Below are 22,095 nucleotides of genomic sequence, written 5' to 3' on the forward strand. Positions count from 1 at the left end.
GCCCGACCCCGCGAGGAGGACAACCGGTGGAACCGATCCCGCCCGACGTGCTGGTGCGCCAGGTCGAACGACTCAGCGACGACCTGCGCCGGCTGACCGCGCCGACCGACGAGCGGATCCGGGAGCTGCTGGCGGCCCGCCCGGACGGGGCGGTCCGGGAGGTGCTGCTGGTGGGCAGCGGCGACTCCCACCACGCGGGCCACGCCGCCGAGCTGGCGTTCCGCACCCTCGGCGGGGTGCGCTGCGCTCCGCTGAGCACGCTGCGCTTCCTGGCCTACGGTGGCACCGCGCCGGCCGGCCAGGACCCGGGGCGGGTCCTGGTCGTCGGGGTCTCCGCCAGCGGCAACACCCCGCTGGTGGTCCGCGCCCTGGAGCAGGCCCGGCAGCGGGGCTCGGCCACCCTGGCCGTCACCGGCACCCCGGGCAGCCGGCTGACCAGCGCCGCCGAGCAGGCGGTGGTGGTCGACGTGGGTGACCGGGAACGCTCCCCCGGCATCCGCACCTACCAGGCCAACCTGCTGGCGCTGCTGCTGCTGGCCGTCCGGCTGGGCGGCTCCCGCGACGGCGACGCCCGGGTCGCCGAGATCGCCTCGCTGGCGGGGCTCATCGACGAGACGCTGGCGGCCGGGCGGGCGCAGTGCGGGCGGGTCGCCGGGTGGTGCGCCGCCGCCGAGGGCGCCATGCTGCTCGGCAGCGGCCCCAGCTACGGCACCGCGCTCTACGCCGCCGCCAAGCTCGTCGAGGCCGCCGGGATCGACGCCGCCGGGCAGGACGTCGAGGAGTGGTGCCACGTCGAACGCTTCATCCACCCGACCGAGGCCCCGCTGTTCGTGCTGGCCCCGCCGGGGCGCGGCCACGACCGGGCCGCGGAGGTGGCGCAGCGCGCCCACGAGCTGGGTCGCCGGGTGGTGGCGGTGGCCCGGCCCGACGACGCGGCGCTCACCGCGCACGCCGCGGCGGTGCTGCCCGTGCCGGGCGAGGTCCGGGAGGAGTTCTCCCCGCTGGTCTACCACGGCTTCGCCAGCTACCTGGCCGCCGCGACGGCGCAGGCGCTGGGGCGCGCCCCCTTCCGCAGCGACGGCCGCTGACCCGCGAGGCCCGGGGCACCCACCCCGCGTCGCGCGGTGGCGGCCGCCGACCCCGGCGGGGCAGCCGCGCCGACCGCGTCGCGCGGCGGCGGCCGGTCATCCCTGGCGCAGCACCGGGGCGACCCGCTCGGCGAAGAGTTCGACGGAGTGCCAGTCGACCGGCGGGCGGGCCCCCAGCACGAAGTCGCGGACCCCGAGGTCCAGGTACGGCCGCAGGTCGCGCACGCAGTCCTGCGGCGTGCCCACGGTGAGGTACTCCCGCATGACGGGTGAGTCCGCGCCCCACCGCCGGCCGGCCCGCGCGAAGCTCTCCCGCGCCTGCTCCGGGTCGTCGGAGAGGGCGACCCGGAACGTGACGGACTTGCGGATCGTCGCCGGGTCCCGGCCGATCGCCGCGCAGTGCCGGCCCAGCACGTCGAGCTTGTGCGCGTAGCCGGCCGGGTCACCGGCGAGGGTGTTCCAGATGTCGGCGTGCTCGGCCACGATCCGCAGCATCCGCCGCTCCCCCTCGCCGCCGACGATCAGCGGGATGCGGGCCTGGACCGGCTTGGGCTCCAGGTGGGCGTCGGTCAGCCGGACGTGCCGCCCGGTGAAGGTGGTCGACGGCTGGTCCCAGAGCCCGCGCAGCACCCGGCACGCCTCGTCGAGCAGGTCCAACCGGTCGCCGGCGGGCGGGAAGGGGATGCCGTACTGCTGGTAGGCCAGGTCGGCACCGGCGGCACCGACGCCGAACTCCAGCCGCCCGCCGGAGATGTGGTCGATGGTGGCGGCGATGTTCGCCGCGATGGCCGGGTGCCGCCAGGTCACCGCGGAGACCAGCACCGCGCAGCGGATCCGACTGGTCCGGGCCGCGAGCGCGGCCAGCAGGCTCAGCCCGTCCAGGCACGGCCCGGCGGGGCCGCCCAGCGGGGGCCGGTAGTGGTCGAAGATGGACGCCCAGTCGTAGCCGAGCGCCTCGGCGCGCTGCCAGAGCTCCAGCGGGTCGGCGAAGGAGTCGTACTGCTGTCCCGAGTGGATGCCGACCCGGATCGCGTCGCCGTGCACCTGCATGAGTCCCCCTGCCCTCGCCGGCCACCACGATCAAGACTATCTTCGTCGGCATGGACGTCCGCCGTGAGCTGGTCGGTCGCACCGGGCCGGAGGCCGCCGACGCGGACCGCCCCGTGGAGTCGTACACGTTGGTCACCGGGGACGGGCCGGCGGTGACGGTCTGGACCTACGGCGCGACGCTGGTCGAGGTGCTCGTCCCGGACCGGCGGGGCCGGCTCGACAACGTGGTGCGGCGGCTGCCCGACCTGGACAGCTACCTGGACCGCGCGCGCAACCCGTACGTCGGCTCGACGGTGGGCCGGTACTGCCGGGGGGTGCGCCGGGCCCGCTTCGACCTCGACGGCGTGCGCTACGACCTGGACCGCAACGACGGGGCGCACCACGTGCACGGCGGCACCACCGGCTTCGACCGGCGGGTCTTCGCCGCCCGGGTGGAGCAGACCAACCCCGACGAGATCGCCGTGGTGCTGCGGCTGGTCTCCGCCGACGCCGACCAGGGGTATCCGGGGGAGCTGACGGTCGACGTGGCGTACCGGCTGCACCGCAGCGGTCGGCTCACCTTCGACTACCGGGCCACCACCACCGCGCCGACGGTCGTCGGGCTGACCAACCACGCGTACTGGAACCTCGCCGGCGGCGGGGTGGTGGACGGGCACCGGCTGGCGCTCAACGCCGCGCGCTCGGTGGCGTTCGACGCCGACCTGCTGCCGGTGGCCGGGCCGCCGGTGGACGTCACCGGCGGCGACCTGGACTACCGCTCGCCCCGGCCCATCGGCGGCGCGGCCCTGGACAACTTCTTCGTCCTGGACGACCCGGCGTGGGCGGCCGAGCTGTCGGAGCCGTCCAGTGGCCGCCGGATGCGGGTGGTGACCGACCAGCCCGGCCTGGGCGTCTACTCGGCCGACGGGTTCGCCGACCGCCGCGGCGGGCTGTGCCTGGAGGCGGGCGCCTGGCCGGACGCCCCCAACCGGCCCGACTTCCCCTCGGTACGGCTCGACCCGGGCGGGACCTACCGCCAGCGCACCGTGCACCACTTCACCGTCGACGAAGCGGAGTAGACCACCGTGACGACCGAGCCCGGGCCGTACGACCTCGCGCACACCTTCCAGGGTCGGCCGCTGGGCCGGCCGCTGGAGCTGCCCGCGACGCTGCTCGCCTGCCTGGCGCAGCGGCTGGCGTCGGCGCCGGACGACCCGTACCTGACCACGGTGGCCGCCGACGGCGCGACCGAGACCCTGACCTACCGGCGACTCGACGCGCTCAGCGCGGCCTGCGCGCACTGGCTGCGCAGCGAGGCGGGGGTGACACCGGGGCAGCCGGTCGGGCTGCTGCCGGTCAACGACGTCGCCTCGGTGGTCACCATCTTCGCGCTGATGCGTACCGGCTGCCCGGTGCTCTTCCTCAACCCCGGCGACCCGGTCCCGCGGATCCGCAGCCAGGTCGACGCGCTGGGGGTGCGGGTGGTCCTGCGGGGACCCGGCGCGGCGGGCACGGCCTACGCCGACGCGACGGTGGTCCCGGCGCCCGGCGCGCTGCCCGAGCCGGGGCCGATCCCGCCGCCGGTGTCCGAGCCGGGGGCCGACGCCTTCTACTTCGGCACCTCCGGGACCACCGCGACGTCGAAGATGGTCGCCCAGACCCACTACGCCGCGGCGGTCAACGCGGAGGCGGTGCGCCGCCACCACCGGCTGCGCCCCGGTGACCGGTTGCTCGGCTGCCTGCCGATCCACCACGTCAACGGGGTGCACTTCACCCTCCTGGCCACGCTCGCGGCCGGCGCGCACGCGATCCTCGTGCACGGCTTCGACCCGTTCGGCTATCCGAAGCTGATCGAGCGGATGCGGCCCCGGATCGCCAGCGTGGTGCCGAGCATCCTGGAGTCGCTGGCGCACACCTGGCGGCGACCGGTGGTGCCGGCCGAGTTCGACTACTTCGTCTCCGCCGCCGCGCCGTTGCAGGCCTCCACCGCCCGCGCGGTCGCCGAGCGGCTGGGCGTGCGGGTGATGCAGGGCTACGGCCTGACCGAGACGATCAACTTCTCGGCCACCATGCCGCCGGACGTCTCCGCCGAGACGTACCGCCGGTTGATGCTGGAAGCCGAGATCCCGTCGATCGGCGTCGCGCTGTACGGCAACGAGGTGGCCGTGCTCGCCGCCGACGGCCGGCCGGCGGCGCTCGGGGAGGTGGGCGAGATCTGCATGCGCGGGCACAACGTGATGAGCCGGTACGTCGACAACGTCGCCGCCACCGACGAGGCGTTCCGCGACGGGTGGTTCCACTCCCAGGACCTGGGCTTCCTCACCGGCGACGAGGATTCGCCGCACCGCTTCGTCGTCATCACCGGGCGGAGCAAGAACATCGCCAAGGTGCGGGGCGAGTCGGTCTCCCTCGACGAGATGGACCGGGCGCTGCGGGTCATCCCGACCATGGTGGACGCCGCCTGCGTGGCCCTGCCCCACCGCACGCTCGGTGACGAGATCGTCGCCGGGGTGGTCTGCCCGGACCAGGTCAGCGACGACGAGATCCACCGGCAGCTCGGCCGGACGTTCCCCCCGTCGGCCCTCCCGTCGCGGGTGGTGCGGCTGGCGGCGGTGCCGCGGACCCCGACGGGCAAGGTGGTGCGGCTGGAGTTGGCCCGGGTGCTGGCGCAGGACGCTACCCGACCGCCCACCGGCTGAGCAGCGACCAGGCCAGCGACACCGGCGGGGGGAGCGCCAGCGCCGCGCCGTGGCCGGTCTCCACCGGCGTGCCGGCGACGGCGTCGGCCACCTGGCGGCGGGTGAACCAGCCCGCCGCGGCGATCTCGACCGGGTCGGTCCTGATCGGTTCGCGGGGGTCGGCCAGCCCCTCGAAGGCGAGCATCAGGCTGCCCGGGAAGGGCCACGGCTGGCTGCCCCGGTAGCGGGTGGGACGCCACGTGACGCCGGCCTCCTCGGCGACCTCCCGCGCCGCCGCCTGCTCGGGGCTCTCCCCCGCCTCGACGAAGCCGGCGACGCAGGAGAACTGCCGCCGGCCGTCGACGACCACCCCGGCGGCCCGGTGCACGAGCAGGCAGCGCCCCTGCGGGCCGGGCACCCCGTCGTGGGCCAGCACGACGACCGCCGGGTCGGTCCGGGGCCGCAGCGGGGCCTCCCCCGGGCCGCGCCGGGCCCAGCCGCCGGAGGTGGGGGTCGTCGGTGCCCCGGTGACCGGGGAGAAGCGGCTGGCGGTGTGCCAGTTGGCCAGGGCGGTGGCCAGGTTGAGCAGTTCCGCCTCGACCGCCGGCAGGCGGTGCCCGACCTCCCGCAGGGTCTGCGGGCGCGCGGCGGGCGTCGTCGGCAGCGCGGCGGGCGTCGTCGGCAGCGCGGCGGGCGTCGTCGGCAGCGCGGCGAGCACGGCGAAGGCGGGCACCCCGTCGGGGAGGACGCCGAGCAGGATGCGCTCCCCGGCGGGGGCCCCGGCGGCGTCGATCAGCACCAGCCGCGCGCCGGCCGGGTCCGCGTCGGGGCCCGGCCGCACCAGCACCCGGCCGCCGCCGGCCGCGTCGACGACCAGGACGCGCGCCCTCGGCCAGGCCGCGGCGATCCAGGTCGGATCGTCGCGGTGCCGCCGGCACCGGTCGAGCCGCCCCACGGCCGCCGGCCCGGCGCGGTCCGGGCCCGACTGGGGCGGCTCTCCGGCCGCACGCTGCACGATCATGGGCGGAATCTACCCGGCACCCCACCGGTGTACGCCGGGGCCGGCAAGAGATCGACATATTGACAAACATTGTTAACAGTAAGACGCTGAGAGAGCGCTCTCTGCGCCACCCCCGCCCCCGAGGAGCTCTCATGATCCTCCGAAGTAAGCTGCTCAGCGCCCTGGCCACCCTGCTCGCCGCCGTCCCGCTGGCGCTGGTCGCCGCCCCCGCCCAGGCCATCGGCCCGGCGCTGCTGCCCGTCACGATCAGCAACAACACCGGCCGCGCCGACGCCGTGCACCTCTACGTGATCGGCACCCAGCTCTCCACCGGCCGCCTCGGCTACGTCAACCAGGCCGGCACCTTCATCCCCTGGACCGGCGGGCAGATCCCACCGTCACCCGCCCCGGACGCCTCGATCCCCGGCCCCGGAAACGGCGGCAGCACGACGATCCGGTTCCCGCGCGGCTTCTCCGGCCGGGTCTACTTCTCCCTCGGCGAGAAGCTGAAGCTCTACCTGACCCCCGACGGCTTCGTGCAGCCCGCACCGTGGGCGGCCGGCGACGCCAATCGCGACATCCTGTTCGACTGGAGCGAGTTCACCTATAACGACGACGGCCTGTGGCTCAACAGCTCCCAGGTGGACATGTTCGCCGTGCCGCACGCGGTCACCGTCACCGGCGCCAACGGCATCACCAGGCGCACCGGCGACGTCGTGAACAACGGCCGCACCGCCATCATCGAGGGCGTCCGCGCGCAACCCGGCTGGGCCAACACCGTCCAGACCCGCTCCGACGGGACCGTGCTGCGGGTGCTCTCGCCGGGCAAGGCCGCCGGCGCGGGGCTGTTCAGCGGCACCTACCTGGACTCCTACATCGCCTCGGCGTGGAACGCGTACACCACCAGGACGCTGACCGTGGTGCCCTTCGCCGACCGGCCCGACATCCGGTACTTCGGGCGGACGTCGGGCAACGTGATGACCTTCACCAACACCGCCGGCCAGGTCGTCACCTCCTTCAACCGGCCCTCCTCGGCCAGCGTCTGGGGCTGCGACGGGGACCTGCCCGCACCCAACGACCAGGTGGTCGGCCCGATCTCCCGCACCCTCTGCGCGGCGCTGAACCGGGGCACCCTCGGCACGATCCACACCCAGCCCAGCACCAACGCCGCCGAGTTCTACCGCAACAACCCGACCAACCAGTACGCCCGGGTCATCCACGCCAACATGACCGACGGCAAGGCGTACGCCTTCGCCTTCGACGACGTCGGCGCCTTCGAGTCCCTGGTCCACGACGGCGACCCCCGCGCGGCGGGCCTGATCCTGAGCCCGTTCGGCGCGGGCGGCGGCAACCCGGGCACGGCGGTGCCGGTGGTCAGCAACTGGAACAACAAGTGCGTCGACGTGCCGGGCGCCAACTTCACCGACCACACTCCCCTGCAGACGTGGACCTGCAACGGCACCAACGCCCAGCAGTGGACGTTCACCGGAAACAGCCTGCGCAGCCAGGACAACAAGTGCATGGACGTCGCCGGCGGCGCCACCGGCAACGGCGCGGCGGTCCAGCTCTACACCTGCAACGGCACCGGCGCGCAGCAGTTCATCCTCAACGCGGGCGGCGACCTGATCAACGTCCAGGCCGCCAAGTGCGTGGACATCAAGGACAACAACGGCGGCGACGGCGCGCGGCTGCAACTCTGGGACTGCTCCGGCAGCCCGAACCAGAAGTGGCGCAAGGGCTGACCGACCACCGGCCCGGCCGTGGGGCGGACCCGCGCACCTCGCGGGCCCGCCCCACCCCTCGTACGGGCGGCGAGCCGCAGCGCCGCCGCGGGCCCCGCGCCGCACCCTTCGCGACCTCGCCGTGCCGCACCGTGACCAGCGGCGGAACCGACCAGCGGGACGGGAAATCCATGCCCCGCCATGGGTCGTGCCGAGGCGACGGATCGCGTAACGTCGGCATCATCCAGCAAGATCGCCACACCGGCCGGCAGTTGCCAAGGAGGGAAGCGGTCCGATGATGTCCCCCGTTCACCCGCTGCGCCCGTGGCCGGCCCGAATACGGTCCACCTCGATCCGGTAACCGGCCGCGCACCCGCGCGGGTTCGAGCCGGGGCGAGGCGCACCCGCTGCGCCACCGCCCACCCCGTCGACCCGACGGGCGGCCGGTCGACGGGCCACCGCGACGTCGCGGGTGGCCACCCATTCTGGTCCGTCATCCCCCCAGTCAGGCGACCGTCTCGGGCACCACCCGGTGCCCACCGGACGGTCGCCGGTCAACCATGCCGAGAGGGCAGGCGCACATGAGCACCGACGAGCAGCCGGGACAGCACTTCATTCCTGTCGAGAGCCTGCACACCCGCACTCTCGGCCGCGGCACCCCGGTCGCCGCGGCCGGACGGCCACTCGTCGTCTTCCTGGCGCACCTGCACAGCACGACCGGGAAGAACCTGCGCGTGACGGTGCCCCTCGGGATGACCTACGTGCACTCGTACCTGCGGGCACGCTTCGGCGACGCGGTGCGGATCCGGCAACTGGCCACGACCGAGCAGGTCGACGAGGCGCTGGCCGAGGAGGTGCCCGACGTCTTCGCGTTCGGCAACTACTCGTGGAACACCGCGCTGACCAACGCGGTGATCAGCGTCGTGAAGCAGCGACACCCCAAGGTGGTCATCGCGGTGGCCGGGCCGAACATCCCCACCGAGAAGCCCATCGCGGAGGCCGGCCTGCGCCGCAACCGGGCCGCCGACTTCTACATCTCCCGCGAGGGCGAGCACCCGCTGGCCAACCTGGTCGAGCGGTGCCTGAGCCTGGCCGATCCCAGCGAGGTCAAGGGCACCGTCGTCGACGGCTGCTACTCGCTGACCGAGCAGGGACTGATCCTGCAGGGTGACCCGCTGGACCGCGTCGGCGTGCTGGACGAGATCCCCTCGCCGTACCTGACCGGCCTCTGCGACGACTTCCTGGCCAATCCGGAGTACATCCCGCTGCTGCAGACCTCGCGCGGTTGCCCGTACCGGTGCACGTTCTGCGTGGCGGGGCACGACTGGTGGTCCAAGCTGCGGGCGTTCAGCGTGGAGCGGGTCAAGGAGGAGATCGACTACATCCAGGCCCGCACGTCGAACCCGCTGCTGCGCATCGCCGACGAGAACTTCGGGATCCTCCCCCGCGACGTCGAGATCGCCGAGCACATCCGCAAGGTGAAGGACAGCTTCTCCTACCCGTCCGTGGTGCAGGTCTACACCGACAAGCACCTGACCCGCAACGTCAAGCAGGTCACCCTGCTCATGCGGGACCTCATCCCGCTCAACATCAGCTTCCAGTCGCTCGACAAGCAGGTGCTCAAGAACATCAAGCGGGTCAACGTCAAGGACACCGCGATCGAGGAGGCCGCCGCCTTCGCCCGCGAGCACGGCCTGGTGCTCTCCACCGAGCTGATCTTCGGGCTGCCCGGGGAGACCATCGAGTCGTTCACGAACTCCCTGGACAAGGTGCTCGACCACCGCTTCGACAACGTGGTCATCTACGCGCTCAACGTCCTCGACCAGGCCGAGATGGCCTTCGCGGAGTACCGCGAGCGGTTCGGCCTGAAGACCCGCTTCGCGCTGTCGGAGAACGGCTACTCCGCGTACGACTCCGTGCAGACCTTCGAGATGGACGAGCTGGTGGTCGCCACCTCGACGATCCCGGAGCAGGAGTACCTCGGGTTCTTCAAGTTCATCTTCTTCTTCAACTTCGCCCTCTTCTACGGCTGGCTGCGGGAACTGGTCTTCTTCTTCGAGACCAACGGGGTGCGGGCCACGTCCGTGATCCGGTCGATGCTGGCCGATCCCGAGCAGTGCCCGACCCTGGCCGAGTTCGCCAGCCGGTTCCTCAGTGGCCACCGGGCGATGATGCGCGACACCCGCGAGGAGGTCGCCGAGCTCATCCGCGACCTGGCCGAGCGCCAGCCGGAGCAGGTCACCGACAACCAGTTCGGGGCGATGCGCTACCAGTACGCGGTCTTCAGTGACCTGTTCACCGAGGGCCGCTTCGCCGAGGTCGTGCACGAGTTCGCCCGCAGCGGCCTGCGGCTGCACCGCGAGCTGCACGGCGAGGAGCCGTCGGAGGCATTCCTGGAGCAACTGGACGTGATCGCCCAGTTGCAGGTGCAGTCCTTCATCCCGCTGCACGAGCCGGTGCCCGAGACCGTCTTCGTCGAGTCCCGCTACGACCTGGTGGAGTGGAAGAACGCCAACTTCCGCCGGCCGCTGGCCGACTTCGCCCTGGCCGCGCCGAGGAGGTTCGCCCTGCGGATCGAGGGCTACCAGCACCACGAGCGGCTCTGGGCGTCGCGGGGCAGCGACGACATCCGCCGCATCTACCTGCGCAGCTTCGCCAGCACCAACGCCAACCGGCGGCGACACCTGGAGTACGCCGAGGTGACCCAGCCGGCCTGACCGAGGCGGCCACTGCGCAGCGCGTTCGCCCCACCGCCGAGCGTCTATCTTCGCGGCCCGCCGATCGCTAGACTCCTAGCGGTCGGTCGGGCCGCGCCCGGCGTGACCTCCAGCCCTCGCCGGTGAGGAGGAGAGATGACCGCTGCGCCCTCACGGGGTCGACTGCTCGCGTTCGCCCTGGCGGCCACCCTGAGCGCCGCGCTGCTTCCGGCCGGCCCGGCCGCCGCCGAGGCGGCCGTCCGGCACGCCGACGCCCCGGACGCCGTGCCCGGCAGCTACCTCGTCCTGCTCCGGCAGGCCCCGGCCCGAGCGGCGCACGGGCCGACGGCCGCCGCCGAGGTCGGCCGGGTCGCCGACCGGCTGCGCGCCCGCTACTCCGGCAGCGTCGGCCACGTCTACGGCCACGCCGTGGCCGGCTTCGAGGCCCGGCTCACCCCCCGGGCCGCCCGCCGGCTCGCCGCCGACCCGGCGGTGGCCTCGGTGGAGCCCAACCGGCTCGTGCCGTCGGTCGGCCCCGGCGTGCAGACCAACCCGCCGTCCTGGGGCCTGGACCGCATCGACCAGCGGCGGCTGCCGCTGGACGGCCGCTACGCCTACCCGAACACCGCCCAGAACGTGCACGTGTACGTGGTGGACACCGGCGTCCGGGCCACCCACACCGACTTCGCCGGCCGCGTCGGCGGCGGGGTCGACCTCGTCGACGGGGCGCTGCCGGCCGACGACTGCAACGGGCACGGCACCCATCTGGCCGGCACCATCGGCGGCAGCCGGCACGGGGTGGCCAAGGAGGTCCGGGTCCATCCGGTCCGGGTGCTCGACTGCGCCGGCAGCGGCACCCTCGCCCGGGTGATCGCCGGGATCGACTGGATCGCCGCCAACGCCGTCCGGCCGGCGGTGGCGGAGCTGGCCCTCGGCGGTGGGGTCAGCACGATCCTGGACGCGGCGGTGACCACCTCGATCAACCGGGGGATCACCCACGTCACCACCGGGGGCAGCTCCGCCGGGGACGCCTGCAACGCCTCGCCGGCGCGGGTGCCCGGCGCATTGACCGCCGTGGGCACCTCGGCCACCGACGCCCGGCTGCCCAGCGGCAACTACGGCAGCTGCATCGACCTCTTCGCGCCGGGGGCGAACATCACCTCCACCTGGCACACCGGCGACACGGCCACCGCCACCATCAGCGGCGGCTCGGCCGCCTCGGCCCACGTCGCGGGTTGCGCCGCGCTGGCCCTGTCGGCCAACCCCGGCTGGACGCCGGCCCAGGTCACCGCGCACCTGACCGGCCGGGCCACCGCCGGCGTCGTCACCGGCGTGGTCGCCGGCACCCCGAACCGGCTGCTCTACTGCGGCCCCTGACGCCGGACCGGGCCTGCCGGCCCGCACCCTCGTAGGCCCGGCGGGCGTGCGGGCCCCAACTCAGGACACGCCGGCCCCGGCTCAGAAGGTGTGCACGTCCAGGGCCGTCCCCCCGGAGCCGTCGGACCGGATCACCGCAACCCAGTCGTCGCCGGCCCCGGCGAGCCAGCCGGGGTACCGGCCGAGCAGCCGGCCGCCCTGCGCGTCGTGGACGAGCACGAACGGTCGGTCCTCGGTCGCGCCGCTGACCGCCACGAACCGCCCGGTCACGGTCGTCCGCCAGCTCGCCGACTCCCCGGAGAGCCCCGGATCCGGCGCGGTCCACCGGGGCTGGCCGGTGGCCAGGTCGAGCAGGGTCAGCGCCCCCGAGTCGGCGGTGCGCCGCACCAGCACCGAGCGGTCGTCGCCGTCGATCGGTGTGCCGGCGGCAGGGGCCTGCCAGAGCGTCCGGCCGGTGCGTAGCTCCACGAGCTGCGGGCGGCCGGTCGCGGTGACCGCGACGAGCCGGGTGCCGGTCCCGAGCAGGGTCGTCCCGCTGTAGTGGTGCGCCAGCACCTTCTCGCACTCACCGTCGTCGGTGCGCCCGCTGAAGACCTGACCGGACCAGCCCTTCTCGCCGGTCGCCGCGTCGACGGTGGCGATCTCGACCGTGCACCGTCGATCGTCCCGCGCCGGGTCGTGGTCGGTGGCCACGAGCAGGCTGCCGGCGGTGAAGCCGTACCAGGCCCGGCTCGGCAACCGCCCGCCGCCGGCCTTGCCCGTGCGGGCCGCGACCGTGGTGAACGTCCGGCCGGTCGCGCTGCGTCGCACCGAGACGTACGGCTCGGCGGCCGGGGCGTACGGCAGCCGCGCGCCGATCCTCAGGTCGGAGACCGTGGCGAACCGGTCGGCCGAGAGCCTCCAGAGCCGGTGGCCGTCGCGGAGGTCCTGGGCGACGAGCGCGCAGGTCGCCTTCGGCCCGGTGCCGACGCACTCCCGGTGGTAGACGGCCGCTCGGTCGACGACGACGTCGTGGGCGTCGGCGGCCCGCCAGCGGGTGCCGCCGGTGGCCGCGTCGAGCACCTCCAGGGTCCCCCCGTCGTTGGCGGTGGCGACGATCAGCTCGCCCGCGACCACGTACTGATATTTCTGCGGGAACGGGTGCCGCCACAGCTCCTGCCCGGTGGAGCGGTCCACCGCCCGCAGCTGGCGCTCGTCGGGCACCACGATCGCCCGGCCCACCTGGGCCAGCGGCTGATTGACCCGGTCGACCGGGGTCGACCAGCTCGGCTCCGGGCCCGTCTCCTCCGGCCGGGCGCCCACGCCCGACCCGTCGTCCACTGCGACCCCGGTGTCCGGCCGCTTCGCCCGGACCGGCCCCTCGGCGCGGGGCTGGACGCAGGCGGCCAGTCCGACGACCAGGCAGAGAGCCAGGCCGGAAAGCGCCCACCGGGCCGGGCGGTTCGATGATGACAAGGCTCTCTCCCTCTATCGGCGGCGGGCCCTCACCGTAGGGCCTGCCCGCATTCGCCGCCCCGCGACGCCCACGGCGGCCGGGGCGGCCTCGGGCGAAGACCGCGGCGCGCCGACCGCCCCGCCACGATCCCGGCGCCACCCGCCCCCTACCGGCGGCGACCACGGCGGCGGTAGGGGCCGGTCGGGGCAGCGGTAGGGGCGGTGGTCAGGGCAAAAGGGATTCGCCACCCCGAGCCGCCGGTCCCGAACTGCCCATCGGTCTCGGCACAATTGCCGAAATGCTCACCACAATGCTCCGTAACGCCACTCCCACCTGCGATATTTGTTCTTGACGATGTCAAAGGCGAATACCTGACGGCCCTCGACGCAGGTCACGTCGCACCGCGCTGACCTGGAGTAACAGGCACGGCGGGTGAGGAGACGCTGGCTTTCGGTGCGATCCCTGCGCCGTTGTCCGCAGTGGAAGGCAGTTCGTGCCCGCACCCGCGACAATCCGCTTCCCAAGCCGACCGGCAGACCCAGGCCCCCGGCCGCGCGCGCACTATTCTCGTACCGGGCAGTAGCCACTATGATCGGGCCGGCCACCGTCCGCTGCAAATCAGAAACCGCCCAGCTCGCCAGTCGGCCCGACTCGTGTCTTGGGCAGAAGGGCTCCCTCGGGTGTTCAGTCGTATCGCCATCGTCAACCGTGGTGAGGCCGCGATGCGGCTCATCCACGCCGTCCGGGACCTGGCCGCCGAGACCGGGCAACCGATCGAGACCGTCGCGCTGCACACCGACGTCGACCGCACGGCCACCTTCGTCCGGGAGGCCGACACAGCCTACGATCTCGGCCCCGCCTCGGCCCGGCCGTACCTGGACCTGAAGGTGCTGGAGCGGGCGCTGGTGGAGACCGGGGCCGACGCGGCGTGGGTCGGCTGGGGCTTCGTCGCCGAGGACCCGGCCTTCGCGGAGCTGTGCCAGAAGGTCGGTGTCACCTTCGTCGGCCCGAGCCCGGACGCGATGCGCAAGCTCGGTGACAAGATCGGCGCGAAGCTGATCGCCGAGGAGGTCGGCGTGCCGGTCGCGCCGTGGAGCCGGGGGGCGGTGGAGAGCCCGGCGGCCGCGGTCGCGGCGGCGGCCGAGATCGGCTACCCGCTGATGCTCAAGGCGACCGCCGGTGGCGGCGGGCGCGGCATCCGCGTCGTCACCAACGAGGCCGAGCTCCTGGACGCCTTCGAGCGCACCAGCCAGGAGGCCGCACGGGCCTTCGGCAGCGGCATCGTGTTCCTGGAGCGCCTGGTCACCGGCGCCCGGCACGTCGAGGTCCAGGTGATCGCCGACGGCCACACCGCGTGGGCGCTCGGCGTGCGGGACTGCTCGGTGCAGCGGCGCAACCAGAAGGTCATCGAGGAGTCGGCGTCGCCGGTGCTCAGCCCCGAGCAGACCGCCGAGTTGAAGACGTCGGCGGAGCGGCTGGCCGTCGCCGTCGGCTATCGCGGCGCGGCGACCGTGGAGTTCCTCTACCACCCCGGCGACCGGCTCTTCGCGTTCCTCGAGGTCAACACCCGGTTGCAGGTCGAGCACCCGATCACCGAGTCCACCACCGGATTCGACCTGGTCAAGGCGCAGCTGCACGTCGCCTCGGGCGGGCGGCTCGAGGGCGAGCCGCCGGCCGAGCGCGGGCACGCCATCGAGGCCCGGCTCAACGCCGAGGACCCGGACCGCGACTTCGCGCCCTCCCCCGGCCGCATCCTCCGGCTGGACCTGCCGGCGGGGCCGGGCATCCGGGTGGACACCGGGGTCAGCGAGGGCGACACCATCCCCGGCGACTTCGACTCGATGATCGCGAAGATCATCGCCTACGGCCGGGACCGCGCCGAGGCGCTGGGCCGGCTGCGCCGGGCGATGGCCGAGACCACCGTGATCATCGAGGGCGGGGCGACGAACAAGAGCTTCGTGCTCGACCTGCTCGACCAGCCCGAGGTGATCGACGCCAGCGCCGACACCGGCTGGATCGACCGCGTCCGGGGCGAGGGCCGGCTCGTCTCGCACCGGCACTCCGCGGTCGCGCTGGCCGCCGCCGCCATCGAGGCGTACGAGGAGGAGGAGCGGGTCGAGCAGCACCGGCTGCTCTCGACGGCCTCCGGCGGACGCCCGCAGGTGCAGCACGCCAGCGGCCGGCCGCTGGACCTGAAGCTGCGCGGCGCCGGCTACCGGGTGCGCGTCGCCCGGGTCGGCGCGCACCGGTTCCGCGTCGGCATCGAGGCGGGCGACGCCGTGCGCACCGCCGACGTCGAGCTGGACCGCTTCGACCGGCACACCGGGCAGGTCGTCGTCAACGGCACCCGGTACCGCCTGCTCACCGCCACGCACGGGCCGATGCACCTGGTCGAGGTCGACGGCGTGACGCACCGGGTCAGCCTCGACGAGGGCGGCGTCATCCGCTCGTCCATGCCCGCCCTGGTCGTCGCCACGCCGCTTCAGGTCGGCGCCGAGGTGGAGGCCGGCGCGCCGGTGCTGGTGCTGGAGAGCATGAAGATGGAGACGGTGCTGCGGGCGCCGTTCCGGGCCCGACTCAAGGAGTGCGCCGTCTCCGTGGGCAGCCAGGTGGCCACCGGCGCCCCGCTGCTGCGGCTGGAGGCCCTCGACGACGCCAAGGCCGAAGAGGTCTCCACCGCCGCCGTCGAGCTGGACCTGCCGGCCGCGCCCGAGCGCATCCCGGCGCGGGAGCGGGCCACCCGGGGCCAGGAGGACCTGCGCGCCCTGCTGCTGGGCTTCGACGTCGACCCGCACGACGACCGCCGGGTGCTCGACGACTACCTCGTGGCGCGCCGGACGGCCGCCGACGAGGGCCACCGGCCGCTGGCCGAGGAGTTGGACCTCGTCGACCTCTTCTCCGACCTGGCGGAGCTGAGCCGCAACCGGCCGGCGGGCGAGGAGGGCGGCCCGGACAGCCACGTGCACAGCCCCCGCGAGCGCTTCCACACCTACCTGCAGAGCCTCGACGTCGAGCGGGCCGGCCTGCCGGCGTCGTTCCAGACCAAGCTCGCCAAGGCCCTCGGGCACTACGGCGTCACCGAGCTGGACCGCTCCCCCGAGCTCGAGGCGGCGGTGTTCCGGATCTTCCTCGCCCTGCAACGCGCCGCCGCCGACGCCACGGTCGTCGCGGCGTTGCTGCGCCAGTGGTTGCAGGAGCCGCCGCCGGACGACGTGCTGCGCGAGCCCGCCGGTCTGGCGCTGGAGCGGCTGGTCTCCGCGACCCAGGTCCGCTTCCCCGTGGTCGCCGACCTGGCGCGCGGCGTGGTCTTCGCCTGGCTGGGCCAGCCGTTGCTGCGCCGCAACCGCGCCCTGGTCTACGCGAACGTCCGCAGGCACCTGCGCCACCTCGACACGCACCCCGACGCGCCGGACCGCGCCGAGCGGATCGCCGAGATGGTCCGCAGCACCGAGCCGCTGGTGCGGCTGCTCGGCCAGCGGCTCGTCCGCGACCACCTCGACAACGCGGTCATGCTGGAGGTGCTGACCCGGCGGTACTACGGCAACAAGGACCTCAGCCTCCGCAGCCGCGAGGCCGCCGGCTGCACCTTCGTGGTCGCCCGACGGCCGGGCGCGTGCGTGGCCTCGGCCGCGGTGAGCTTCGAGGCGCTCGGCGGGGCGCTGCGCGGGCTGGCGGAGCTGGCCGGCGACGAGGACGCCATCGACGCCGACATCTACCTCGCCTGGGAGAACCAGCCGCCGGAATCCGACGCCATGGCGGCGGCGCTGCACCAGGTGATCGGCGGGTTCCCGCTGCCGAGCCAGGTCCGCCGGGTCACCGCCACCGTCGCCGGCCGCAGCGGCGCGGTGATGCACCACCACTTCACGTTCCGGCCGTCGGCCGAGGGGATGGCCGAGGAGCGGCTGGTCCGCGGCCTGCACCCGTACATCGCGCAGCGGATGCAGCTGGAGCGGCTGCGCAAGTTCGACCTCACCCGGCTGCCGTCGTCGGACGAGGAGGTCTACCTCTTCCAGTGCGTGGCGCGGGAGAACCCCTCCGACGAGCGTCTCGTCGCGTTCGCGCAGGTGCGCAACCTGACCGAGCTGCGGGAGCACGACGGCCGGCTGGTCTCGCTGCCGGCGGCCGAGGACACCCTCGCGACCTGCCTCGACTCGATCCGCCGCGCGCAGTCACGGCGGCCGTCGAAGAAGCGGGTCAACACCAACCGGATCGTCATCTACGTCTGGCCGCCGAGCGAGATCACCCGCGCGGAGCTGGAGATGCTGGCCGGGCGCGTGCTGCCGACCACCGCGGGCGCCGGGCTGGAGGAGATCCTGTTCATCGGGCGGCAGCGTGACCACCGCACCGGCGAGCTGGTCAAGACCGAGGTACGGGTCTCCTTCCACGCCACCGGCGGCGTGGAGCTGACCATCGGGGCGCCGTCGGACGAGCCGCTGGAGCCGCTCGACGACTACCGGCAGAAGGTGCTGCGGGCGAGCAGCCGCAACACGGTCTACCCGTACGAGCTGGCCAAGCTGCTCGGCGACTTCGTCGAGCACGACCTCGACGAGCGCCACGCGCTGGTGCCGGTCGACCGGCCCCGGGGCCACAACAGCGCGGCGATCGTCGCGGGCGTGGTCAGCACGCGGACCTCCCGGCACCCGCAGGGCGTCACCCGGGTGGTGCTGCTCGGCGACCCGACGAAGGCGCTGGGCGCGCTGTCGGAGCCGGAGTGCCGCCGGGTGATCGCCGCGCTGGACCTGGCCGAGCAGCTGCGGGTGCCGCTGGAGTGGTACGCGCTCTCCGCAGGCGCGCGCATCTCGATGGGCTCGGGCACGGAGAACATGGACTGGGTGGCGGCGGCGCTCAAGCGGATCGTCGAGTTCACCCAGGGCGGCGGCGAGATCAACATCGTGGTCGCGGGGATCAACGTCGGCGCGCAGCCCTACTGGAACGCCGAGGCGACGATGCTCATGCACACCAGGGGCATCCTGGTGATGACGCCGGACTCGGCGATGGTGCTCACCGGCAAGCAGTCGCTCGACTTCTCCGGCGGGGTGTCGGCCGAGGACAACTTCGGCATCGGCGGCTACGACCGGGTGATGGGCCCGAACGGGCAGGCGCAGTACTGGGCGCCGAACCTGGTCGCCGCGCGGGACGTGCTGATGTCGTACTACGACCACACGTACGTCGCGCCCGGGGAGGACGCGCCGCGGCGGACCAGCACGACCGACCCGGTGGACCGCGACATCTGCCAGTTCCCGCACGCCGTGGCGGAGAGCGACTTCACCACCGTCGGGGAGATCTTCTCCGCCACGGCGAACCCCGACCGCAAGAAGCCGTTCGACATCCGGACCGTGATGCGGGCGCTGGCCGACCAGGACCACCCGGTGCTGGAGCGCTGGGCGGGCATGGCCGACGCGGAGACCGTGGCGGTGCAGGACGTGCACCTGGGCGGGATGCCCGTCTGCCTGATCGGCGTGGAGTCGCGGTCGGTGCCCCGGCGCGGCTTCCCGCCCACCGACGGCCCGGACACGTACACCGCGGGCACGCTCTTCCCCCGGTCGTCGAAGAAGGCCGCACGGGCGATCAACGCGGCCAGCGGCAACCGACCGCTGGTGGTGCTGGCCAACCTGTCGGGCTTCGACGGCTCACCGGAGTCGATGCGCAACCTCCAACTGGAGTACGGCGCCGAGATCGGCCGGGCGATCGTGAACTTCCGGGGGCCCATCGTGTTCTGCGTGATCTCGCGCTACCACGGCGGCGCGTTCGTGGTCTTCTCGAAGGCGCTGAACCCGAACATGACCGTGCTGGCGCTGGAGGGGTCGTTCGCCTCGGTGCTCGGCGGGGCCCCCGCCGCCGCGGTGGTCTTCTCCGGCGAGGTCAACGCCCGCACCGCGCGCGACCCACGGGTGCGGGACCTGGAGGCCCGGGTCGCGGCCGCCGCCGGGACCGACCGGGCCACCCTGACCGCCGAGCTCGACGAGCTTCGCGCGTCGGTCCGCACGGAGAAGCTCGGCGAGGTGGCCGCCGAGTTCGACCGGGTGCACAACATCCAGCGCGCCGTCGAGGTCGGCTCCGTCGACGCGGTCGTCCGCGCTGCGGAGCTGCGCCCGAAGGTCATCGAGGCCATCGAGTCGCGGCTGCGGCAGCTGGCATGATCGCCGTCGCCTGACGGCGGAGGTTGTTCAGACGGGCGTCGCCCCGACCGGAGTGCATCGGTCGGGGCGACGCCCGTTGCGGCCCCCGGTCGGCCCGTTGCGGGACCCCGGCCGGCCCGTCGGGCGCGTCGGTCACTCGGCTCAGCCAACGTGGCCGACAGCTCAGCCGGCGTGGCTGACGGCGGGCGCGACCGGGGTCGTCGCCTCGCCCTTCGGCCGGAGGAGCTGGGCGGCGAGGGCGGCGACCACGCAGAAGGCCACGGGCAGGAAGAACGTGTAGTTCAGCGGCATGAGGTGGGTCAGCGGCCCGATGATGGCCGGCCCGGCGAGCATGCCGAGGTAGCCGAGCCCGGCGACGCGGGAGACGTTGGTGCCGGCGGCGTCGGGGTCGGCGTGGCCGGCGGCGCTGAAGAGTTGCGGGATGGTGCCGGCGAGCCCGATTCCGAACAGCGCCCAGCCGGCGATGGCCAGCGGGATCGACGGCGAGAGCGCGACGATCGTGAGGGCGACGGCGGCCAGCGCCGACCCGTACCGGACGATGGCGACGGGGCCGAAGCGGGCGGCGACCCGGTCGGTGAGGAAGCGCCCGAGGGTCATGGCGGTGGCGAAGGCACCGTAGGCGAGGGCGGCGGTGGCGGCGGGCGCGTCGAGCACGTCCCGCATGGCCAGCACGCTCCAGTCGTTGGCGACGCCCTCGCTGAGCATCAGCAGCAGGGCGAGCCCGGCGAGGGCCCAGATGCGCCGGGGGGCGGTCCGCCAGCCGGTGGCCTCGGTGGCCGGGCGCTTCCGCGCGGTGGTGGCGTTCGTCGCCGGCAGCAGCGCGGGGGCGGCGGCTGCGGCGACGGCGAGGGCGAGCAGCCCGACGACGGTCAGGGTGACCGTCGTGCTCCAGCCCCAGCTCAGGGTCCGGGCACCGACCAGCGCGGCGAGCACCCCGCCGACGGAGAAGACGGCGTGGAACGCGGACATGACGGGGCGGCCGTAGCCGGCCTCGACCCGTACGGCGTGGGTGTTCATGCTCACGTCCAGGCTGCCGTTTCCGAGGCCGAAGACCAGCAGCGCCGCGCCCAGCGTCCAGGCGTCCGTGGCGAGCGCGGGCAGGACGAGGGCCCCGGCGCAGAGGGCCGCGCTCAGCGGCACGACCCGGCGGGCGCCGAACCGGTCGGCGAGCGGGCCGACCAGTTGCATCCCGGCGAAGGCACCGGCGCCGAGCAGCAGCAGGAGCCAGCCGAGCACGGCGTGGCTGATGCCGGCCCGCTCTTCGACGGCGGGAATGTGCACGATCCAGATGCCGAGGACGAAGCCGTTGAGCGCGAAGTAGGCGAAGGTGGCCAGCCGGGCGGCCCGCAGCGATCTCATCATGACTTCGAACATAGCGCACACAAATCGCGTTCGAAACGTTGAATTATGCGGGGGGTCGGTGTTCAATGAGCGCATGACGAGCGCGGACCGACACCGACGGATCATCGACGCGGTGCGCGGGGCCGGGCAGCTCAGCGTGGCGGAGCTGGCGGAGCTGACCCGCACCTCGGAGATGACGATCCGCCGCGACCTGGAGGTCCTGGCCGAGCAGGGCGTGCTGGAGCGTTACCGGGGCGGGGCCAGGACCCTACTGCTGCGCGGGGAGGAGCAGCCGTTCGCGCTGCGCGCCCGCGACGGTCTCGGGGTCAAGCAGCGCATCGCCGCCGCCGTCGCCGACATGATCGCCGACGGCGAGGCGGTCGTCGTCGACAGCGGCACCACCTGCCTCGAGGTGGCCCGCGCGCTGCTCCCACGCCGGCTGACCGTCATGCCACTGTCCCTGCACGCGGCCAACGCGCTGGTCGACGCGCCCCGGCTGCGGCTGCTCCTACCCGGTGGGGAACCACGCCCGGGCGAGCTGGCACTCACCGGCCCCCTGACGGAGGCGTCGCTCGCCGCGCTCCGCTTCGACACCGCCGTGATCGGCTGTTGCGGCCTGACCGCCGCGAGCGGCCTCACCGCCTACGATCTTGCCGACGCCGCGATCAAGCGTGCGGCGCTGGCCTCGGCCCATCGCGTCATCGCGGTCGCCGAGGCGGCCAAGCTCTCCCGCACGGCCCTCGCCTTCGTCGCGCCGGCATCAGCGCTGCACAGCGTCGTCACCTCGGACGACGCCCCCGACGACGAGGTCGACGCGCTGAGCGCCGCCGGCGTCGTGGTGCGAAGGGCGTGAATCGCCCGCCGACATCGCGGCGCGGAGGGGGTGACCCGCCGCCGGGCGGAGGGGGATTCGCCGCCGGGCGGAGGGGGGATTCGCCGCCGGGCGGAGGGGGGATTCGCCGCCGGGAACGCAGCAGCGGCGGGGTGAAGGGCCGGGCGCATCGTGCCGGCGGGGTGCTGCACCTCGCCGGCTACGAACGCACGGCCCCGGACCCACGACCACTGCGGCCCGCCGCGAGCGGCGGGCCGGGCGTCAGCGCGGCAACTCGCGCCAGGCCGCCTGGTTACCACGCCAGGCGTCGGCGAGAATGGCCGCCGAGGCCCGACTGGGGCATTCCTGCACTCGGGAGCGGCCGGATTCGCCGCCGATCTGCGCCTGAACATCCCAACGTCGACCGTCAGTGCGGATGTACACATCACGGCGCCCGCGCGGGGTCGGGTCACCGTTCCACCAATGCTTCTCGACCATCACACACCGACCGTATAGCAAATTCCCGTGCGGAGCACAGGGGCCATCGGCCCGAGACACCCGACCTGTGACCTACTGCCGGTCGCGGAATGTCCTGAAGGGACGATTTGCGCCGACTCGCGGGCGGGTCCCCCCGAAGCCGGCTTTCCCTTGACCGAGCAGGCCGGAGGCCTGGACGGCGCAAAGGCCCACCGCCCGCCCGCGTCCCGGCGTCGCGCCGGCACGCCGGCCGTCGGGCCGCCCGGCAGGCGTCCGCACGACGCCGAAAATCGCCGAGGCGA

The 22,095-nt window shown here is 73.9% G+C and carries 13 protein-coding genes; 8 read left to right on the top strand and 5 right to left on the bottom strand.

Translation table 11 applies throughout. The annotated features are described in order from the left end of the window. Positions 1-26 precede the first annotated feature (26 nt). Positions 27-1,088 carry an SIS domain-containing protein gene (locus ACLQ2V_RS21640; RefSeq protein ID WP_425720367.1) on the top strand — a complete coding sequence of 354 codons (1,062 nt, stop codon included), beginning with the start codon at positions 27-29 and terminating at the stop codon, positions 1,086-1,088. Between the two features lie 96 nt (positions 1,089-1,184). Here ACLQ2V_RS21640 and ACLQ2V_RS21645 read toward each other — a convergent pair whose 3' ends face one another. Continuing rightward, the gene (locus ACLQ2V_RS21645; RefSeq protein WP_425720368.1) at positions 1,185-2,138 is read right to left on the bottom strand and encodes an LLM class flavin-dependent oxidoreductase; all 954 of its coding nucleotides are present in this window, start codon (positions 2,136-2,138) and stop codon (positions 1,185-1,187) included. Positions 2,139-2,188: 50 nt separating this feature from the next. Here ACLQ2V_RS21645 and ACLQ2V_RS21650 point away from each other — a divergent pair, with 50 nt between their 5' ends. Continuing rightward, positions 2,189-3,196: an aldose epimerase family protein gene (locus ACLQ2V_RS21650; RefSeq protein WP_425720369.1), complete on the top strand. Its 1,008-nt coding sequence runs from the start codon at positions 2,189-2,191 to the stop codon at positions 3,194-3,196. Positions 3,197-3,202: 6 nt separating this feature from the next. Further along, on the top strand, positions 3,203-4,816 hold the full coding sequence (locus tag ACLQ2V_RS21655; RefSeq protein WP_425720370.1) for a class I adenylate-forming enzyme family protein: 1,614 nt from the start codon (positions 3,203-3,205) through the stop codon (positions 4,814-4,816). Here the strand turns inward: ACLQ2V_RS21655 and ACLQ2V_RS21660 are convergent. Continuing rightward, positions 4,794-5,816: an NAD(+) diphosphatase gene (locus ACLQ2V_RS21660; RefSeq protein ID WP_425720371.1), complete on the bottom strand. Its 1,023-nt coding sequence runs from the start codon at positions 5,814-5,816 to the stop codon at positions 4,794-4,796. The genes ACLQ2V_RS21655 and ACLQ2V_RS21660 overlap by 23 nt on opposite strands. Before the next feature lie 131 nt (positions 5,817-5,947). On the opposite strand from ACLQ2V_RS21660, the gene ACLQ2V_RS21665 reads away from it, so the two are divergent. The 3 genes from ACLQ2V_RS21665 (at position 5,948) to ACLQ2V_RS21675 (ending at position 11,589) form a co-directional block, all read left to right on the top strand. After that, positions 5,948-7,537: a beta-1,3-glucanase family protein gene (locus ACLQ2V_RS21665; protein WP_425720372.1), complete on the top strand. Its 1,590-nt coding sequence runs from the start codon at positions 5,948-5,950 to the stop codon at positions 7,535-7,537. A 560-nt stretch (positions 7,538-8,097) separates the two neighbouring features. Continuing rightward, positions 8,098-10,233 (top strand): B12-binding domain-containing radical SAM protein, encoded by a 2,136-nt coding sequence (locus tag ACLQ2V_RS21670; RefSeq protein WP_425720373.1) that lies wholly within the window; start codon positions 8,098-8,100, stop codon positions 10,231-10,233. 135 nt (positions 10,234-10,368) lie between these two features. Next, positions 10,369-11,589, top strand: a complete 1,221-nt coding sequence (locus tag ACLQ2V_RS21675) for a S8 family peptidase (protein ID WP_425720374.1) — start codon at positions 10,369-10,371, stop codon at positions 11,587-11,589. An 81-nt stretch (positions 11,590-11,670) separates the two neighbouring features. Here the strand turns inward: ACLQ2V_RS21675 and ACLQ2V_RS21680 are convergent, their stop codons facing one another. Next, positions 11,671-13,044 (bottom strand): PQQ-binding-like beta-propeller repeat protein, encoded by a 1,374-nt coding sequence (locus tag ACLQ2V_RS21680; protein ID WP_425720375.1) that lies wholly within the window; start codon positions 13,042-13,044, stop codon positions 11,671-11,673. A gap of 660 nt (positions 13,045-13,704) precedes the next feature. Here ACLQ2V_RS21680 and ACLQ2V_RS21685 point away from each other — a divergent pair. Then, on the top strand, positions 13,705-19,164 hold the full coding sequence (locus ACLQ2V_RS21685; protein WP_425720376.1) for a carboxyl transferase domain-containing protein: 5,460 nt from the start codon (positions 13,705-13,707) through the stop codon (positions 19,162-19,164). A gap of 162 nt (positions 19,165-19,326) precedes the next feature. On the opposite strand, the gene ACLQ2V_RS21690 is transcribed toward ACLQ2V_RS21685, so the two are convergent. Continuing rightward, positions 19,327-20,538, bottom strand: coding sequence for an MFS transporter (locus ACLQ2V_RS21690; RefSeq protein ID WP_425720377.1), 1,212 nt, complete (start codon positions 20,536-20,538; stop codon positions 19,327-19,329). A gap of 61 nt (positions 20,539-20,599) precedes the next feature. On the opposite strand from ACLQ2V_RS21690, the gene ACLQ2V_RS21695 reads away from it, so the two are divergent. Beyond that, positions 20,600-21,358 (top strand): DeoR/GlpR family DNA-binding transcription regulator, encoded by a 759-nt coding sequence (locus ACLQ2V_RS21695; protein ID WP_425720378.1) that lies wholly within the window; start codon positions 20,600-20,602, stop codon positions 21,356-21,358. 240 nt (positions 21,359-21,598) lie between these two features. On the opposite strand, the gene ACLQ2V_RS21700 is transcribed toward ACLQ2V_RS21695, so the two are convergent. Continuing rightward, positions 21,599-21,814 carry a hypothetical protein gene (locus ACLQ2V_RS21700; RefSeq protein ID WP_425720418.1) on the bottom strand — a complete coding sequence of 72 codons (216 nt, stop codon included), beginning with the start codon at positions 21,812-21,814 and terminating at the stop codon, positions 21,599-21,601. Positions 21,815-22,095: the final 281 nt, after the last annotated feature.

Source organism: Micromonospora sp. DT233, from assembly GCF_049841815.1.
Lineage (GTDB): Bacteria > Actinomycetota > Actinomycetes > Mycobacteriales > Micromonosporaceae > Micromonospora.

Bases quoted from the DNA above. Each gene is read 5' to 3' on its own strand.
- ACLQ2V_RS21645 (WP_425720368.1), bottom strand. From the start codon at position 2,138: ATGCAGGTGCACGGCGACGCGATCCGGGTCGGCATCCACTCGGGACAG.
- ACLQ2V_RS21650 (WP_425720369.1), top strand. From the start codon at position 2,189: ATGGACGTCCGCCGTGAGCTGGTCGGTCGCACCGGGCCGGAGGCCGCC.
- ACLQ2V_RS21660 (WP_425720371.1), bottom strand. From the start codon at position 5,816: ATGATCGTGCAGCGTGCGGCCGGAGAGCCGCCCCAGTCGGGCCCGGAC.
- ACLQ2V_RS21665 (WP_425720372.1), top strand. From the start codon at position 5,948: ATGATCCTCCGAAGTAAGCTGCTCAGCGCCCTGGCCACCCTGCTCGCC.
- ACLQ2V_RS21670 (WP_425720373.1), top strand. From the start codon at position 8,098: ATGAGCACCGACGAGCAGCCGGGACAGCACTTCATTCCTGTCGAGAGC.
- ACLQ2V_RS21675 (WP_425720374.1), top strand. From the start codon at position 10,369: ATGACCGCTGCGCCCTCACGGGGTCGACTGCTCGCGTTCGCCCTGGCG.
- ACLQ2V_RS21690 (WP_425720377.1), bottom strand. From the start codon at position 20,538: ATGTTCGAAGTCATGATGAGATCGCTGCGGGCCGCCCGGCTGGCCACC.
- ACLQ2V_RS21695 (WP_425720378.1), top strand. From the start codon at position 20,600: ATGACGAGCGCGGACCGACACCGACGGATCATCGACGCGGTGCGCGGG.
- ACLQ2V_RS21700 (WP_425720418.1), bottom strand. From the start codon at position 21,814: ATGGTCGAGAAGCATTGGTGGAACGGTGACCCGACCCCGCGCGGGCGC.